The organism is Marinobacter sp. SS21 (assembly GCF_028369065.1).
Taxonomy (GTDB): Bacteria; Pseudomonadota; Gammaproteobacteria; order Pseudomonadales; family Oleiphilaceae; genus Marinobacter.
The window spans coordinates 109,228-125,010 of sequence record NZ_JAQNDA010000004.1 but is presented as its reverse complement, the minus strand read 5'-3'; the positions used below and the strand labels follow the sequence as shown (position 1 = coordinate 125,010).

Genomic DNA, 15,783 nt, shown 5'->3' with positions numbered 1-15,783 from the left:
CCTGAGCATTCGACGCCATGACCACTAAACAGAACGACCGGACCCCGACCATCCTGCGCAAGATTGTCGAGCGCAAATGGCAGGAAATCGACGAGCGCAAACCCAAGGCGCCACTGGCCGAGCTGAAGGCCAAAGCCGGCGACCAGCCCCCGGCACGGGGTTTCGCTGCGGCCATGGCGGCCCGGATGACCGCACAGCAGCCCGCGGTGATTGCGGAAATCAAGAAGGCCTCGCCGAGCAAGGGCGTCCTGCGGGACCCCTTCGACCCACCGGCTATTGCCGAGAGCTACGCCCAGGCTGGCGCCGCCTGTTTGTCAGTACTCACTGACCGGGATTTTTTCCAGGGCCATGAGGACTACCTGGTGGCGGCCCGCAACGCCTGCGAACTACCGGTGATTCGCAAGGATTTCATGGTCGCGCCCTACCAGGTGTACGAAAGCCGAGCCCTGGGCGCGGACTGCATTCTGCTGATTGCGGCCTGCCTGACCCGGGATCAGATGCAGGAACTGGAAGGGATCGCCCATGAAACCGGGCTGGATGTACTAGTGGAGGTGCATGACGGCGACGAGCTGGACGATGCGCTGACGCTGACAACCCCCCTGGTGGGCATCAACAATCGCAACCTGCACACCTTCGAGGTGTCATTGGATACCACCTTCACACTGCATGAACGCATTCCGTCCGAGCGATTGACCATCACTGAGAGCGGCATCCTCACCCGGGCCGATGTCACCGCCATGACCGAGCGCAATATCTACGGTTTTCTGGTGGGTGAATCCTTCATGCGGGCGGACAACCCCGGCCATAAGCTGCAAGAACTGTTCTTCTGAGCGTCGCCGGGGGCGGTTGGGCTGACCATCCGCCCGCCACGGCCATGCCTTAGCGCTCAGGTGGTCACCATGGTGCGCGCCACTTTCACCAGATCCTCCGATTCGCTCATCCGCTCCGGCTTGCGCACGCCACTCTGGCAGCCAGGCCGGGCCGTCAGTTCATCGAGCCAGCGCTGCAGGTGCGTCAGCCCCTCCACCGACACCCCCGACCAGGTGTAGGTCCGCACCCAACACCAGTTGGCGAAGTCGGCAATGGTCAACTCGTCGCCCGCCAGATAACGGGCTGCGGACAGACGCCGGTCGAGCACCTCGAACAGGCGGCGGCTCTCGTGCTGGTAGCGGTCAATGGCGGGCTGGAGCTTCTCCGGGAAATAGCGATAGAACACGTTGGCCTGGCCCATCATCGGGCCGACCCCGCCCATCTGGAACATCAACCACTGCAGGGTACGGGAGCGCGCCTTGGGCTCTGGCGGGTAGAACTTGCCGTATTTTTCCCCCAGGTAGATCAGGATCGCGCCGGATTCGAACACCACAAAATCGTCGTTGTCGCGGTCGACAATCACCGGAATCCGGCCGTTGGGGTTCATGGCCAGAAATTCCGGGGTCTTCTGCTGTGCTTTGGACAGATCCACCGGGATCAGGTTGTACTCAACGCCCATTTCCTCCAACGCCACGGTGATTTTGTGGCCGTTGGGCGTGGGCGAGGTATACAGGTCAATCATCGGATAACTCCACTGTGGTGATGAGTGGTGATAAGTGTTGGTGAGCGGTGATCAGACCGACGCGGACGGACGGGCCTTGATCCGGTCGAACCAGGCCTGCAGATGGGTCTGCTCCGGGTGGATGCGAATCTGGTTAACCTTGTTGAAGGCCATGGTCACAAACGCATTGATATCGGCGGCGGTAAACTGGTCGCCACAGATGTAATCCCGTCCCTCCAGGTGCTTGTTGAGGAAGTGGAGGAACTTCTCCACGTTGAGCCGGCAGTCCTCACCCCATTCCTTGACCGGGTTCATCCGGTCCTTGAAGAAGCCGCTGGTGTGCTGAAAACACATGCCGGTGGGCAGGAAAAAGTAGAAATCGATCCAGCGCAGCCACTGCTCGATGTGGGCCTTCTCCCTCGGCGTATTACCCAGCAATGGGTGATCGGGGTGGGTTTCTTCGAAGTAACGGCAGATCGCCATGGTTTCGGCGATATGGCTGCCGTCATCCAACTCCAGCACCGGCACCTTCTTCATCGGGTTCCTGGCAACAAACTCCGGGGTGAGGTTGTCGCCCGCCTGCAAGTCGAGCTCAACGAACGCCACCTGCTCCAGCAGGCCCTTCTCGGCCAGGAACATACGGACGCGGCGGGGATTCGGTGCCATCTTGGCTTCGTAGATTTTCATTGTGGTGCCTCTGCTGCGGTTTGATTTGCCTGCACCACAGAGACTGCCCACTTAAAAGAGTTGCGTCAAGCAACCATTATCACCGACCCAGAAACTGCTCGATCTGCTGGATGATCCACTGCGGGTCGTCCAGCGGCAAATCGTGCCCGGCGTCGGGATGCAACTTCAGTGTCCACTGCCAGCGCTGTTCCAGGGCCTGGCTGCACCGCCAGCTCACCAGCCGGTCACCGCAGCTGGCCAGCAACAGCGCATCCGCCATTGGGCGCTTTTCTGCCGGACGAAACCGGGCGGCGGCGGTGATCTGGCGCAAGGCGTTACGGGCACTGACCGGACGCTGACGCTGGATGCTGTACCAGTGCTTCACGGTGCCCAGCGCCAGCGGTCGATTGGAACTCAGCGCCAGCACATCCGCTTCCCGCTGGAACAGTTCCCGACGGGCGAGCAACCGCAGCAGCCGCGGCCAGGCGCCCGGCCGCATGCGTTGCCACGGTGGCGAGAACCCGGAGCTGGTGTTGATCAGAACCAACTGCTGAATCTCGCCCTTGCTGACGTGCTGGGCCCAGTCCAACGCCACCATACCGCCCAAAGAGAGGGCCAGCACATTGTAGGGCGGCGGGATGTGGGCCACCTGACGCTGCACACACTCACGGATCTGCCCAATGGTGAGCGGACTGGTGTCCTTGAAATGCACACCGGTGCCTGGCAGGTCCACCGGATGAAACTGGTGACCGGGAAACGCCCGGCGCAACTGTTCGATAAACGACCCCCAGTGGCCCTGCTCACGCGCCAATCCCCGCAACAGTATCCATTTCATATCAGCCGTTTTCCCGGTACCAATGCATGATTGCTGCCTCTCTCAGCATGGACTCGTCTTCCATGGCTGGCAACCAATGGCGATGGCTGGCCGCGGCGTTGAGCAGAAAATCCATCAGCGGAAGGTGACTGCGCAAGGCTCGTTGATGGCGGTGAGGCACCAGCGGGTTGAACAGTCCATCGAGCCGCAACAGTTGTCTTGGGCGCTTGCGAATCCAGCGCCAGGAGCCCATCTCCAGGGTCAGCGGAATAAAGGTGCCATCGCCGGCCCGGTTCACCTGCTTGTAGAAGTAGTCCCACAGGTCGCCGTGGGTCAGGTAGTGGCGGGACTGGGGCTCAAAGCGGTAACTGTGATTGGGATAGGCCTGTTCCCAGATCAGTTTCAGCGCCATCACCGAGGCAATCCGACGCATCGGCCGGCGGCGGTAGGCGTAGGGAAACCAGATCTGGTCCTGCCAGCCAAAGCCGGAATGACAGTCCAGTGCCAGGCCAAACGGACGGCCCGGCAGCAGTTCGCGGATCACCCCCTCCAGCGCCTGATTCTCCGGCTCCATCCCCTGGGCCGGATCGCCGGTGTACCACGGCAGCCGCGGCGACAGCTTCTGGCCGCCCAGCAAGAAGGCACTGCGATCCTGGGCAGTGATTGGGGCATTGCGCATCAAATCGACGCCATTGGGATTGCTGCGCTGATTGAGGTACATGCCGCCCGGATTGAGGATCGGCAAGACGGTGATGTGGACTTTGTCCAGCAAGGCTTGCAAATGCTCGTCCCAGCGCAGCCGGGCCACCAGGTTGGCGAGCCAGGCGATCACCACCTGGCTGCCGATGCGCTCAAGACCATGGACGCCACCCACCAGCAGCAGGACCGGGGCCTGTGGCGAATCGCTGCCAACATCGGCACGGTAGATGGGCACGGTGACATCGTTTACCGTCACCCGCTCCAGCACCTGGCAGGTCACCGACGCCGGCGCTTCCGCCAAGACCCGTTCCAGCTGCACCAGCTCCGGCAGGAAGGTTCGCAACAGCCGGCGTTGGCGGCCACTGCGAGCGGACTGCTCGCCGGGAATGGCCTCGTGAGGGGTCAACGCGCGCAGTTCCGTCATAATCGGCTCCCAGTCAGTGGTGACGTTCTTGTGTCCCGTGACACAAGACTATGACGCTGTTACTGCAGTTTGGTGACACCCTGATCACCACATCCCCCACGGGACAACGCTCAGCGGCCCAGGGTTTGATGACTCTCGGCCACCAGCGTACGACCGTCTGTGCCGGTGAGCACCAGTGCGCCACTGGCGCTGAAATCAAACCGTTGCACCGTCTCCAGGATCGTCAGGAAACGCTGTTCCTGCGCCATCACCTCAGGCGCACAGGCCATCATGGTGGTGGCCATGCGACTGAACCCCAGCGCCTCTCCACTGAGCTGGTACTCGCCCATGAACCTGTTGCAGGAAGCCTTGCCTGCCGCACGGCCCTGATCGAGAAAGTTGAGACTGGCTCGGGTGCCGTCAGCCACTGGCTCGCCGTCGATGGCCGTCACCGCCCACTCAACCCCTTGCAGCAGCCGCGCCGGCTCGCCGCCGCAACCGGAAAATCGCTCAGCATCGACCCTGAGACGCACCTGATAGGGGTGGGGCATGCCGGTCATGGAATCCCGGCACAGCTGGCGCGCGACCGCGACCTCCAGCTCATGTTCGGTGTTGTCACCGGCCAGGGTTTGGCCGGTGGACGTGGCACTGACGACTGAAGCATCCGCGACAATCTGGCGCCCGCCCGGCGCCTCCAGCAGCAGTTTGTCGTCGGCCACCGTGAGCTGCCAGAACGGCTCATTGCCACGGGCCACGAACGGTTCGGTCAGGCCACCCGCCGGCACACACTCCGGCCAACGCCGGCCACCGGTTTCCAGCAGCGCGCGTTCACCCTTGCGCCAGAACCAGGTCGACGGGTCCACCGGCAGGGCGTAGCGGGCGCCCGAGGCGCTGCGGGTTTGCGCCAGCAGGTAGTCCTCCTCGCCAACGCGAAGCAACAGACCGTCGTCCCGAGGAAGGAGCAAGATGTCCAACTGGCCGCATTCCATGGCCGTTGTCTGGATGACCGCTGTCGTACCCGGAGCGGTGGCCTGACCGGCGCATCCCGCCAGCGCCATGGCACCGGTCAATACAACGGCGGTCGCTTGAACTGCTTTCATGGGAAGAATCCTTGTCGAGGGTTTTTCGGGATCTTAAGGAGCCTCGGATTAACTCCGAATCGCCTCTGCGCGATCTGAAGGCTGTAGATGCAAGACGCGGTTCGCCGCCAATGGCCCTGTTTTGATAAAGAACTTAGCCCTTGGCAAGAGCCGCAACGCCGCAGGTGCAGCCTTCAGAGCGCGCCCTGCGGGGCGTTCAGAGCCATCCACACTCGGCGTTGCGCCTTTTTGCAAGGTCCAGACATTACTGCCAAGTCCAGACATAACTAAAAAGTCGCGCCTTGATTGTGAATGGCTCTGAATGCCAGAGGCGATCCGGAGTTAATCCGAGGCTCCTTAATCCGATTTTCTTATAAAATCCGTGAAAAAACATTACTCTTATGCAATGCCTAGCTGCGGAGCCCACAATCATGGCCATCAAACTCTACCAATTCGCCATCTCCCATTACTGCGAGAAAGTCCGCTGGGCGCTTGACCTTAAGGGCGTGCAATACCAGCCGGTCTATTTGTTGCCGGGACAGCACATCAAAGTGGTCAAGCAGCTGGTGGACCAGTCGTCAGTACCGGTGCTGGAGCACGACACACGGGTGATACAGGGTTCGGCGGCCATCCTCGATTACCTGGACAGCCATTTTCCAGAGCCCCCGCTGCTGCCAACCAACCCGGAACTGCGGCAACGGGCGCTGGAATGGGAGCGGCGCCTGGACAGCGTCGCCGGGCCAGCGGTGCGTTGCTACTGCTACCATTACCTGTTGCAACGCCCAAGGCTGGTGACGCCGATGCTCGCCGCCCGGACGCCGTTTTACAACCGCTACCTGATCCGCCTGGGTTTCAGCCGGTTGGAGCACATCATGCGCAAGTGGATGAAGATCAACGAACAGACCGCGCGCACCTCGCGGGATGCCATGGAACAGATGCTGAAGGACCTGGCGACGGCCTATCAGAAGTCCGACTTTCTGGTGGGCAACCAGTTCAGCCGCGCCGACCTGACCGCCGCCGCCCTGTTCGCGCCGCTGTTCCAGCCGGAGCCCTACCCGGTGCCCTGGCCCGCCCAGGACAAACTGCCGGAGCCCATGCGGGCCTGGCTGGCTCAACAGGAGCAGGCGCTGTTGCCGCTGCAACGGCTATACTCGCAGCACCGCGCCGCCCGACCCGCTTAGGGCGCCACTAGCGGCTGGTCACCCGCACCAGCACCAGCTCGCCCAGATCCGCCCCGGACTGCGCGGGGTCAATGGCATGCACGGTGTCGGTGGTCCACAACAGCTGACCGCGGACATCGTGAATGGTCGCTCGCACCGCGTAACGATGGCGCGGTTGCAGCGCTGCGGAATCCAACTCCAGCAGGAACTTGAACGGCACCTGGTTCCGGTCGGTGACCATGACCGTCTCGGCCATGGTGACCGCCGCCCGATCCGCCAGGGAAATGTCCTCCAGCACCACCGTCACCACGCTCTTTGGTGGTAACGCAATCCGCTCCCGGTAAGTCACTTGCCCGGTTATCCGATAGGGGTCGGCAGCCACCGTCGGGGCCGACACCGGCTTGATCGCGCCGGCACAGCCCACCAAGCCCCAGGCCAGACACAGCAAAAGGACGTGACGTCCCAGCACACTCATGGTCATAGCTTTCCTCTGCCTCCACAGGTCTTCGCCTCACAGCTTCACGGCCCCGAGCCGCTTGCCCCAACCTTTTACCTCAGGGGCTGTCGGGGCGCAATGCCCCGGCGCCGGCGCGACGGACACGGCCGGGAGAGCAGCCGGTCCAGCGCCGGAACGCGCGGGTGAAGGCACTTTGCTCCGAGAACCCCAGCAACAGGGCGACATCGGTCAACGACAGGGAGACATCGTCCAGGTACTGGCGCGCCAGCTGTTCGCGACTGCGGTCCAGCCACTGCTGCCAGCTCAGGCCATGGCTGCCCAGCTTGCGCTGCAAGGTGCGGGCGGACATGTGCATGGCGTCGGCGGCACGAACCAGGGTCGGCTCCCCTTCCGCCAGCAGCCGCAACAGAACCTGCTGTAACTGACGTTCCACCGCCGAGCTCGCCGGTAACGCCCGCAGCAGCGCCTGGGCCTGACGATCAAGCACCGCCCGCAGGGCAGGATCCCGCCGGGGCATGGGGATGGCCAGATACTCCACCGGAAATCGCACCCGCACGTGACTGTCTTGCCAGCGGATCGGGCAATCGAAAAAAGCCTCGTAGGTCTCGGCGGCGGCGTCACTCACCGAGCCCATGAAGCTGATACCGGAGGGCGGCGGCGATTCGTCCAGCTGCCGGCGCAGGAAGGTAACCAGGGCGGCGATGGCAACACCGTCGGCTTGCTGTCCCAGCTCCTGTTCCGCCGGAGGCCAACGAATCTCCGCTTCCCGCCCCAACAGTTCCACCTCGGCCAAACGGGTGCCGTAGAACAGGGTTTCGTAGCGCTGGTACGCCAGCATCGCCTCGCCCAGGGTGTCCGCGGCCAACACCAGATAACCCAGCACCCCCACATGCCCCGGGCTCACCCCGGAGCCAATCGCCAACTCCGGCGCCACCCGATTCGGCACCAGGGCCCTGGCCTCTACCAGCATCTGCCGCCACACCGGCACCGGCACATTCTCCTCACTGGCCCAACGCGCCAGCGCCGCCCGCAGCGAGCGCGCCTCTATCCCTTCCCGGTCGAGCCAGTCAGACAACAGCCCCACCCAAGCCCCAGTCACCCTGATGACCGCCACATCGCCTCCTTCGTTTTCCGCCACACCGTCGAGCGCCTTGACGCCTTTGGTCAAAATGGCGTCGTCAATCGTCAATCAATACCGACATAAAAGCACAAGAATAGGCACATCAACAACAACAGTGCGCTTCGGCGATTCCCAAAATTTGCAAGAGGGCCCTCCCCGTGACCCTGACCGACATGATGCTTTCCGTACTGGAACAAAGTGGCCTGCTGCCACTCTGGCAAGCCCTGTCCCCGTGGCTGGCCCTGGACGAACGCCAGCTGATCTTCGTGTTCGCCACCCCAGTGTTTCTGCTGCTGGCTGGCTGGGAATACCGGAAGCTCCGCCACGACCAGCAGCGCATGAACACGGCCGAGGCGATCCGCAACTTCGCCCTCGGCGCCGGCTACCAGATCACCGAACTGCTGTTTGCCGGCATCATCGCCTTTCCGGTGTACGCCTGGCTGTACCACCACCGACTGCTGGATCTGGAACTGAACTGGCTAACCGGCGCCCTGACCTTTGTCGGGGTGGAGTTCTGTTTCTACTGGATGCACCGTTGCAGTCATCGCATGCGCTGGTTCTGGGCCGCCCACGTGGTGCACCATTCGTCGCAACGGATGAACTTCTCCACCGCCATGCGCCAGAACGCCACCAACATCTTCAATGGCGCCTGGATCTTCTACCTGCCGCTGGCACTGATCGGTTTCAATCCGGTGTGGATTGGCGTGGCCTACGCGCTGTCGCTGGTGTATCAGTTCTTTATCCACACCACCCTGGTGGACCGGTTACCGCGCGGCATCGAACTGATCTTCAATACCCCCAGCCACCACCGGGTCCACCATGGCCGTAATCCGTGCTACATCGACCATAACTACGGCGGCGTACTGATCGTCTGGGACCGACTGTTTGGCACCTTCGTCGCCGAAGACACCCAGAATCCGCCCGAGTACGGCATCACCACCCCCGTTCCGGATAACCGGCTGATCACCCTGTGGACCCACGAGTACGTCGACCTGTTCCGTGACATGGCCCGCTCGACAAACTGGCTGGAGCGGCTAAGACGCCTGTGGCACCCGCCGGAGTGGCGCCGCCAGGACGCGGACTGAGCCAGCGCTGATGCCTGGCAGGAGCAGCCGCCGGCCCTCAGCGCCGGCGGTGGAATTTAAGGAGCCTCTGATTAACCCGGTTCTCATCCCCCTGACCCTGAAGGTGTTAAACTGTGCCTTCACTGCAACGGACTGCCCACCATGAGTTACCAAGAGACCTTCCTGATTGCCAGCGACAGCCACCGCATTCCGGTTAAGACCTGGCGTACCGATCAGCCCCGAGCCGTACTGGTGATTTCCCACGGCATGGCTGAGCACGGTGCCCGCTACGCACCGCTGGCCCAGTGGCTCAACGCCCAGGGCATCCTGGTGGTGGCGCTGGACCACCGCGGTCATGGCCCCCACTGCCCGGTTGAGGCACGTGGCCATTACGCCGACCGTGATGGCTGGCAGAAAGTGGTGGACGACCTGCATCAGGTCATCCGCTATGCCCGCACCCTCGCCCCGGCGGTACCACTCACGCTGTTTGGTCACAGCATGGGCTCGTTCATCGCTCAGGCTTGCGCCCAGCAATACGGCGAGCATCTCGACAGCCTGCTGCTGTGCGCCACCAACCGCATCCACCGTGTCGAGTTGCACGCCTCGCGCCTGCTGATCGGCACCCTGCGCACACTGCGGGGACCGCGCCACCACAGCAAACTGATTGGCGACATGACCTTTGGCGCTTTCAACAAAAAGTTCCAGCCCACCCGCACCAGCCACGACTGGCTGAGCCGCGACCCGGACCAGGTCGACCGCTACCTGGCCGACCCATATTGCGGGTTCGAGTGCACCACCCAGCTCTGGTACGATTTTGTCACCGGCATGCTCGGCATCGATCCGCGCCAGTGGCGCAAGGATCTGCCGGTGCACCTGGTTGCCGGCAGCGCCGATCCGGTCGGCGAGATGGGCCGGGGCGTGAGCCTGCATTGCCGGGCGCTGCACCAAGCCGGGATCTCGGTGGCCTCGTTCCGCCTGTACAGCAGCGCCCGACACGAGCTGATCAACGAGGTCAACGCCGGGGAAATCTGGCAGCACCTGCTCACCTGCCTGCCACGGACCAGCGCCCAATCCCGGCCCGCCATGTCGCCGATCGGCGGCTGACGCCCCGACTTGCCGGACCCTGGCCCAGCGGTCTAGTCTGGCGAATGACTGTGTTTGCCAAATCCGCTCCGGGATTGCCGTTATGCCTGACCCCATGCGCAAGCCAACCCTGACTCCGCGACTGCGCCTGAAATTGGGCGAGGCGATTGCGCTGGGACCGGGCAAGGCGGAACTGCTGGAGCAGATCGACCAGACCCAATCGATCTCCGCCGCCGCCAAGCGCATGAACATGAGTTACCGACGAGCCTGGCTGCTGGTGGACACCATGAATCGCTGCTTCAGCTCCCCGCTGGTGGACACCGCCACCGGCGGCAAGCGAGGCGGTGGCGCCCGCCTGTCAGCAACGGGCCAACAGGTGTTGCAGCTGTATCGCGACTTCGAACAGCGCCTGCAATCCAGCCCGGAACTGGAGGCGCTGACCGCGCTCACCCACTCGCCCCACCCCGATGAGCAACATTGAACCGCAGTTGCAAAGCTCGTAGGATGACGCCTACCATTGTATTCATTCGTATATAACGCGCTGCACTCGAAGGCCCGCCATGGCACCATCCGCTCGCACCCTGTTTGCGCATCCGCTTGCCGCTTTACTGCTCCTGCTGACGCCGGCCACCCAGGCAGCGGAGGTGCTGGTTGCGGTCGCCGCCAATTTCACCGACGCCACCCGGGCGCTCGCGACCGCATTCGAGCAGCAGAGCGGCCATCGGGTGCGCGCCAGTTTCGCCTCGACCGGCACCCTCTACGCCCAGATCGCGCACGGCGCGCCCTACGAGGTGTTCCTGGCCGCGGACCAGCGGCGGCCACAACTGGCCGAGCAGCAGGGTTGGACGGTCGGCGGTAGCCGCTTCACCTATGCCCGCGGCAAGTTGGTGCTGTGGAGTGCCGAGCCGGGACGGGCCGATCGCGGTGAGCGCTACCTGGCCACCTTGACCGACGGCCACCTGGCCATCGCCAACCCGCTAACCGCTCCTTATGGCCTCGCCGCCCAACAGGCGCTGACCCGGCTACAACTGTGGTCAGCGCTGCAGGAGCGGCTGGTACGGGGCGACTCCATTGCCCAGACCTTCCAGTTTGTGGCCACCGGCAACGCCGAGGCCGGCCTGGTCGCGCAGTCCCAGGTGCAGAACTGGTCCGGGCCGAGCGGATCGCTGTGGCCGATACCGACCGAGCTATACCAGCCCATCGTACAGCAGGCGGTACTGCTGCGCCGTGGCCAGGACAACCCGGCGGCCAGAGCCTGGTTGGCGTTCCTGCGCAGCGAACCGGCCAGGGCAATCATTCGCCGACACGGCTACGACGCCGAACCAGAACCAGAACCAGAACCAGAACCAGAACCAGAACACGGTTGGCGACCATGACCGCAGAATGGCAAGCGGTCTGGCTCACCCTCAAACTGGCCACCACCACCACCGTGGTACTACTGGTGCTGGCGACACCCCTGGCGTGGTGGCTGGCCCGCAGCCGGCATTGGTTGCGCCAGCCGATCTCGGCAATTGTGGCGATGCCGCTGGTACTGCCGCCCACCGTACTGGGGTTTTACCTGCTGATCCTGATGGGGCCGTCTGGCCCGGTGGGCCAGTTCACCCAGAGCCTCGGTCTGGGCACCCTGCCCTTCACCTTCGAGGGTCTGGTGGTGGCCTCGGTGATCTATTCGCTGCCGTTCACCGTCCAGCCCTTGCAGAACGCCTTCGCCGGCATCGGCGAACGCATGCTGGAGGTGGCGGGCACCCTGGGCGCGTCACCCTGGGACCGGTTTTTCACCGTTGCCATACCGCTGGCACGACCGGGCTTTCTCACCGCCACGGTACTGACCTTCGCCCACACCATTGGCGAATTCGGCGTGGTGCTGATGATCGGCGGCAACATTCCCGGCGAAACCAAGGTGTTATCGGTGGCCATCTACGACCACGTCGAAACGCTGCAATACGCCCAAGCCCATTGGCTGGCCGGCGGCATGATCGCCTTCGCCTTCCTGGTGCTGTTGTGCCTGTACCTGATCAACGGTCGCCTGGGCGGCGGCGAGTGGCGACCGTGAACGACCACATTCGTGCCACGCTCACCAGTCACCACGACCGCTTTACCCTGGCCGTCGACCTGACCCTGCCAGGCCGAGGGGTGACGGTGATCTACGGCCCGTCCGGCTGCGGCAAGACCACCCTGCTGCGCTGCCTGGCCGGCCTGCAACCGGCGCACGGCCATGTCAGCGTCAATGGCGACTGCTGGCAACAGAACCACCACCGGCGCCCGGTGCATCAGCGCCCGCTGGCCTACGTGTTCCAGGAGGCCAGCCTGTTCCCGCATCTGACCGTACGCGGCAATCTCAACTACGGCTACCGCCGGGTTCCTCGCGGCCAGCGTCGCATCGGCTTCGACCAGGCGGTAGTCTGGCTAGGTTTAAGCAATCTGCTGGAACGCCGTCCGCACCAGCTGTCCGGCGGCCAGCGCCAGCGCGTCGCCATCGCCCGGGCACTGCTCACCAGTCCTCGGTTGCTGCTGATGGACGAGCCGCTCTCCGGCCTCGACCGGCAGAGCAAGCTGGACATCCTGCCCTATCTGGAGCGGCTGCACGCCGAGCTCGCCATCCCGGTGCTGTACGTTACCCACTCGCCCGATGAAATGGCCCGTCTGGCCGATCACCTGGTGCTAATGGACCATGGTCGGGTACTGGCCCAGGGGCCGCTGAACGAGATCCTGTCACGGCTGGATCTGCCGCTGGCCGAAGAGGAAGACGCCGGGGTGATCATTCCGGCGGTGATCCGCGAGAGCGATCCGCGCTGGCACCTGTGCCGGGCCGAATTCGCCGGCGGCAGCCTGTGGGTCCGGGACCAGCCCGGCACCGACATCGGCCAGCCTATTCGGCTCAGAATCCTGGCCCGGGACGTCAGTATTGCCCTGGCCGCGCACCCGGATCAAAGCATCCAGAACCTGCTGCCAGCCACCGTCAGGCAGCTGGCGACCGAGGCGCATCCGGCCATGACGCTGGTACGCCTTGCCCTGGGCCCCACCCCGATACTGGCCCGCCTCACCAGCCGTTCCGTCCATCGCCTGGAGCTGAGCCCGGAACAACCGGTGTGGCTGCAGGTCAAATCGGTAGCCATTGTCGAGTGACCCATTACACCCGTCATTTGGCCTAAGCCTCCGTGGTCGTGAGCTGGGAGGCCACGTACCATGCCTGCAGCCAATCCATCATGCAGGAGTCCCCTTATGGCGCGCATCACCACCCACGATAATCGCAAGCTGTACGTCCGTGAGATCGGTCGGGGCCCGGTGGTGATCCTGGTCCATGGCTTCGGCATGGACAGCCTGCACTGGATGCCACTGATAGTGCCTCTGGCCCATCGCTACCGCTTCATACTGCCGGACCTGCGGGGTTTCGGCCGCTCCTCGCGCCTGGACTGCAGCGACGACTGCGTTGTCAGCAGCCATGCCCAGGACCTGCACGCGGTAATCCAGCACTACTGCCCTGACGGCGATGTGCGCCTCGGCGGCATCTCCCTTGGCGCCACTACCGCGCTGCGCTATCTTGAACTGTTTGGCCCGGATGCGGTTCGCCATTACCTGCACATTGACCAGGCACCGAGGGTATCCCATGGCTCGGACTGGCGTTGGGGCCTGTTCGGTGAAGACGGCCCGGCGCGCATTCGTGACTGGCAGCCGACCCTGGACTTTCTCGCCGGCGCCGATCGCAGCAGCCGCTTCGAGGACTTTCCGCAAGCCGAGAAGGAACGGTTTTACGAGCATCTGGGCAGTTTCCTGGCAAAGGCGTTGAGCCGACCTTGGATGAAATGGAGTGCGCAGCGTCTGAGTCGCTGGCCGCCCGTTGCCCACCAGCTGGTGCCGGTGGAAAACTGGTACACCATGTACCAGCATCTGCGTGCCTACGCCGAACGGGATTACGATTTCCTGCCGTTACTGCCTTCCCTACAGGTGCCGACCACCATCATCACCGGCCGCCACTCGGAAATGTATCCCTGGCAGGGCCAGGCCAGGATGCACGAGCTGCTGCCAGACTCCCGGTTGGTGATGTTTGAGAACAGCGGGCACATGCCTATACTGGACCAACCCATTCGTTTTATCCGGGAACTTGACCGCGCTTTCGGTCCGCGCGCCTGAGCCACCCGACACGGAGATCACCGGGATGACCGACAAGCCGTTCTCCCAGGCCTGCGAGAACAACAAGCACCCCATCCTGGCTCAGTTACGGCGATGGCTGCCCGAAGCCGGCCTGGTATTGGAAATCGGTACCGGCACCGGCCAGCATGCGGTGTGCTTTGCCGAAGCCCTGCCGACCCTGACCTGGCAGCCCAGCGATCAGCCCGGCGCGGAGGCTTATTGCCTACCCTGGCTGGCCGAAGCCAACCGGGACAATATCCGCCCCCCGCTGGCGCTGGATGTGAGCGCCAGCTCCTGGCCGGTGACGGCCGCCGCGGCGGTGTTCTCCGCCAACACCGCCCATATCATGGCCTGGCCCGAGGTTGAAGCCATGTTCCGGGGCGTTGCCCGGCTGCTGGTGCCGGCGAGTGTGTTTTGCCTCTATGGCCCGTTCAATGTCCACGGCCATTTCACCAGCGCCTCCAACCAGGCCTTCGATCAGTACCTGCGGAGCCAGAAGGCCAGCATGGGGATACGGGACATCGACGACCTGACCGCGCTGGCCAGCAAGGTGGGAATGGTTCTGGAGCAAGACATCGAGATGCCGGCCAACAACCGCCTGCTGGTATGGCGCAGGCTGGATGGCTGACCGGCGGGGAGACGGTGAACGTTAGCGGGTGCCGTATACCACCATGGTTTTGCCTTTGACCTGCACCAGACCCTGATCTTCCAGCGTCTTCAGCACCCGGCCCACCATTTCGCGGGAGCAGCCGACAATACGGCCGATTTCCTGACGGGTAATCTTGATCTGCATGCCGTCGGGATGGGTCATGGCGTCAGGCTCTTTGCACAGGTCCAGCAGGGTGCGGGCCACCCGGCCGGTGACGTCCAGAAACGCCAGGTCGCCCACCTTGCGGGTGGTCTGGCGCAGACGGGTGGCCATCTGTTCACCGATAAAGTACAGCACCCGTGGATCCTGCTGGGCGATCTCACGGAATTTGGTGTAGCTGATTTCCGCCACCTCGCACTCGCTTTTGGCCTTCACCCAGGCGCTGCGGGAATCCATGTTGTCAAACAGCCCCATTTCGCCGAAAAAGTCGCCGGCGTTCAGGTAGGCCATGATCATTTCCCGGCCATCATCGTCTTCAATGATGACGGTAACCGACCCTTTGACGATATAGAACAGGGAATCACTCTTGTCGCCGGCGTAAATGATGGTGCTTTTCGCGGGGTAGCGCCTGCGATGGCACTGCGACAGAAAATAATCCAGATGTTTGGTCTTTTGCTCAACCGGCTTGACGATAGTGGCCATAGTGCGAGTCATGCCTCCTTAATGCTGGCGGGTCCCGGTGTTGTTTTATGTGCCCTGCTTTCCTTGCGGGTTCGCTTTCTTTCATCGGGCCACCGGGTGCTCGCGGAACGGTTCGAGCAGGAACGGTGTTTGGGCGGCCCACAGTGCTCTTGTTGGCACCTCGGCGTCGCAACGTATAACCACGCAATTTATAACAAGATGGTCATTTTTCGGCAACCTGAGGGAGTATAGAACAGTTGTTCACGAGAAGGGAGCCCGGCGACTTCCCGCCCGGGTCGGCGCCAA

General features: G+C 63.3%; 18 protein-coding genes. 10 read left to right on the top strand and 8 right to left on the bottom strand.

Going from position 1 to position 15,783, the window contains the following annotated elements; all coding sequences use genetic code 11:
- The first annotated feature begins 17 nt into the window (after positions 1–17).
- Entirely contained in the window at positions 18–830 is an 813-nt protein-coding gene (gene trpC, locus N6L25_RS07030) for an indole-3-glycerol phosphate synthase TrpC (RefSeq protein WP_271979090.1), read from the top strand.
- A 56-nt stretch (positions 831–886) separates the two neighbouring features.
- Here the strand turns inward: trpC and N6L25_RS07025 are convergent, their stop codons facing one another.
- The 5 genes from N6L25_RS07025 to N6L25_RS07005 all read right to left on the bottom strand — a co-directional run bounded on the left by N6L25_RS07025 (position 887) and on the right by N6L25_RS07005 (position 5,213).
- Positions 887–1,552, bottom strand: coding sequence for a glutathione S-transferase family protein (locus tag N6L25_RS07025; protein ID WP_271979089.1), 666 nt, complete (start codon positions 1,550–1,552; stop codon positions 887–889).
- 51 nt (positions 1,553–1,603) lie between these two features.
- A complete protein-coding gene (locus N6L25_RS07020; RefSeq protein WP_271979088.1) occupies positions 1,604–2,218 on the bottom strand; it encodes a glutathione S-transferase family protein in 615 nt (204 codons plus the stop codon).
- A 79-nt stretch (positions 2,219–2,297) separates the two neighbouring features.
- Positions 2,298–3,032 (bottom strand): alpha/beta fold hydrolase, encoded by a 735-nt coding sequence (locus N6L25_RS07015; protein WP_271979087.1) that lies wholly within the window; start codon positions 3,030–3,032, stop codon positions 2,298–2,300.
- 1 nt (position 3,033) lies between these two features.
- Positions 3,034–4,134, bottom strand: a complete 1,101-nt coding sequence (locus tag N6L25_RS07010; RefSeq protein WP_271979086.1) for a M14 family zinc carboxypeptidase — start codon at positions 4,132–4,134, stop codon at positions 3,034–3,036.
- Between the two features lie 110 nt (positions 4,135–4,244).
- Positions 4,245–5,213, bottom strand: coding sequence for an META domain-containing protein (locus tag N6L25_RS07005; RefSeq protein ID WP_271979085.1), 969 nt, complete (start codon positions 5,211–5,213; stop codon positions 4,245–4,247).
- Between the two features lie 410 nt (positions 5,214–5,623).
- Between N6L25_RS07005 and N6L25_RS07000 the strand changes: the two genes are divergently transcribed.
- On the top strand, positions 5,624–6,373 hold the full coding sequence (locus N6L25_RS07000) for a glutathione S-transferase family protein (RefSeq protein WP_271979084.1): 750 nt from the start codon (positions 5,624–5,626) through the stop codon (positions 6,371–6,373).
- Positions 6,374–6,380: 7 nt separating this feature from the next.
- Here N6L25_RS07000 and N6L25_RS06995 read toward each other — a convergent pair whose 3' ends face one another.
- Together N6L25_RS06995 and N6L25_RS06990 are read right to left on the bottom strand one after the other, a co-directional pair.
- Complete coding sequence (locus N6L25_RS06995) at positions 6,381–6,833, bottom strand: YbaY family lipoprotein (protein WP_271979083.1); 453 nt, start codon at positions 6,831–6,833, stop codon at positions 6,381–6,383.
- A 73-nt stretch (positions 6,834–6,906) separates the two neighbouring features.
- Complete coding sequence (locus tag N6L25_RS06990; protein WP_271979082.1) at positions 6,907–7,998, bottom strand: helix-turn-helix domain-containing protein; 1,092 nt, start codon at positions 7,996–7,998, stop codon at positions 6,907–6,909.
- An 89-nt stretch (positions 7,999–8,087) separates the two neighbouring features.
- Here N6L25_RS06990 and N6L25_RS06985 point away from each other — a divergent pair, with 89 nt between their 5' ends.
- The 8 genes from N6L25_RS06985 to N6L25_RS06950 all read left to right on the top strand — a co-directional run bounded on the left by N6L25_RS06985 (position 8,088) and on the right by N6L25_RS06950 (position 14,835).
- Positions 8,088–9,014: a sterol desaturase family protein gene (locus N6L25_RS06985; RefSeq protein ID WP_271979081.1), complete on the top strand. Its 927-nt coding sequence runs from the start codon at positions 8,088–8,090 to the stop codon at positions 9,012–9,014.
- Between the two features lie 141 nt (positions 9,015–9,155).
- Positions 9,156–10,097, top strand: coding sequence for an alpha/beta fold hydrolase (locus N6L25_RS06980; RefSeq protein WP_271979080.1), 942 nt, complete (start codon positions 9,156–9,158; stop codon positions 10,095–10,097).
- 82 nt (positions 10,098–10,179) lie between these two features.
- On the top strand, positions 10,180–10,557 hold the full coding sequence (locus N6L25_RS06975; protein ID WP_271979078.1) for a winged helix-turn-helix domain-containing protein: 378 nt from the start codon (positions 10,180–10,182) through the stop codon (positions 10,555–10,557).
- Between the two features lie 79 nt (positions 10,558–10,636).
- Positions 10,637–11,452: a molybdate ABC transporter substrate-binding protein gene (gene modA / locus N6L25_RS06970; RefSeq protein ID WP_271979077.1), complete on the top strand. Its 816-nt coding sequence runs from the start codon at positions 10,637–10,639 to the stop codon at positions 11,450–11,452.
- Complete coding sequence (gene modB / locus N6L25_RS06965; protein WP_442915219.1) at positions 11,449–12,129, top strand: molybdate ABC transporter permease subunit; 681 nt, start codon at positions 11,449–11,451, stop codon at positions 12,127–12,129. Before modA ends, modB begins: the two co-directional genes overlap by 4 nt.
- A complete protein-coding gene (modC, locus tag N6L25_RS06960) occupies positions 12,126–13,202 on the top strand; it encodes a molybdenum ABC transporter ATP-binding protein (protein ID WP_271979073.1) in 1,077 nt (358 codons plus the stop codon). The genes modB and modC overlap by 4 nt, the downstream gene beginning before the upstream one ends.
- A gap of 96 nt (positions 13,203–13,298) precedes the next feature.
- Positions 13,299–14,207, top strand: coding sequence for an alpha/beta fold hydrolase (locus N6L25_RS06955; protein WP_271979071.1), 909 nt, complete (start codon positions 13,299–13,301; stop codon positions 14,205–14,207).
- 25 nt (positions 14,208–14,232) lie between these two features.
- Positions 14,233–14,835 (top strand): DUF938 domain-containing protein, encoded by a 603-nt coding sequence (locus N6L25_RS06950; protein ID WP_271979070.1) that lies wholly within the window; start codon positions 14,233–14,235, stop codon positions 14,833–14,835.
- A 21-nt stretch (positions 14,836–14,856) separates the two neighbouring features.
- On the opposite strand, the gene crp is transcribed toward N6L25_RS06950, so the two are convergent.
- The gene (crp, locus tag N6L25_RS06945) at positions 14,857–15,498 is read right to left on the bottom strand and encodes a cAMP-activated global transcriptional regulator CRP (RefSeq protein ID WP_091811031.1); all 642 of its coding nucleotides are present in this window, start codon (positions 15,496–15,498) and stop codon (positions 14,857–14,859) included.
- Positions 15,499–15,783 lie beyond the last annotated feature (285 nt).

Excerpts from the sequence above, each read along its gene's own strand:
- trpC (WP_271979090.1), top strand. The coding sequence starts at position 18 with ATGACCACTAAACAGAACGACCGGACCCCGACCATCCTGCGCAAGATT.
- N6L25_RS07025 (WP_271979089.1), bottom strand. The coding sequence starts at position 1,552 with ATGATTGACCTGTATACCTCGCCCACGCCCAACGGCCACAAAATCACC.
- N6L25_RS07020 (WP_271979088.1), bottom strand. The coding sequence starts at position 2,218 with ATGAAAATCTACGAAGCCAAGATGGCACCGAATCCCCGCCGCGTCCGT.
- N6L25_RS07015 (WP_271979087.1), bottom strand. The coding sequence starts at position 3,032 with ATGAAATGGATACTGTTGCGGGGATTGGCGCGTGAGCAGGGCCACTGG.
- N6L25_RS07010 (WP_271979086.1), bottom strand. The coding sequence starts at position 4,134 with ATGACGGAACTGCGCGCGTTGACCCCTCACGAGGCCATTCCCGGCGAG.
- N6L25_RS07005 (WP_271979085.1), bottom strand. The coding sequence starts at position 5,213 with ATGAAAGCAGTTCAAGCGACCGCCGTTGTATTGACCGGTGCCATGGCG.
- N6L25_RS07000 (WP_271979084.1), top strand. The coding sequence starts at position 5,624 with ATGGCCATCAAACTCTACCAATTCGCCATCTCCCATTACTGCGAGAAA.
- N6L25_RS06995 (WP_271979083.1), bottom strand. The coding sequence starts at position 6,833 with ATGACCATGAGTGTGCTGGGACGTCACGTCCTTTTGCTGTGTCTGGCC.
- N6L25_RS06980 (WP_271979080.1), top strand. The coding sequence starts at position 9,156 with ATGAGTTACCAAGAGACCTTCCTGATTGCCAGCGACAGCCACCGCATT.
- N6L25_RS06975 (WP_271979078.1), top strand. The coding sequence starts at position 10,180 with ATGCCTGACCCCATGCGCAAGCCAACCCTGACTCCGCGACTGCGCCTG.
- modA (WP_271979077.1), top strand. The coding sequence starts at position 10,637 with ATGGCACCATCCGCTCGCACCCTGTTTGCGCATCCGCTTGCCGCTTTA.
- modB (WP_442915219.1), top strand. The coding sequence starts at position 11,449 with ATGACCGCAGAATGGCAAGCGGTCTGGCTCACCCTCAAACTGGCCACC.
- N6L25_RS06955 (WP_271979071.1), top strand. The coding sequence starts at position 13,299 with ATGGCGCGCATCACCACCCACGATAATCGCAAGCTGTACGTCCGTGAG.
- N6L25_RS06950 (WP_271979070.1), top strand. The coding sequence starts at position 14,233 with ATGACCGACAAGCCGTTCTCCCAGGCCTGCGAGAACAACAAGCACCCC.
- crp (WP_091811031.1), bottom strand. The coding sequence starts at position 15,498 with ATGGCCACTATCGTCAAGCCGGTTGAGCAAAAGACCAAACATCTGGAT.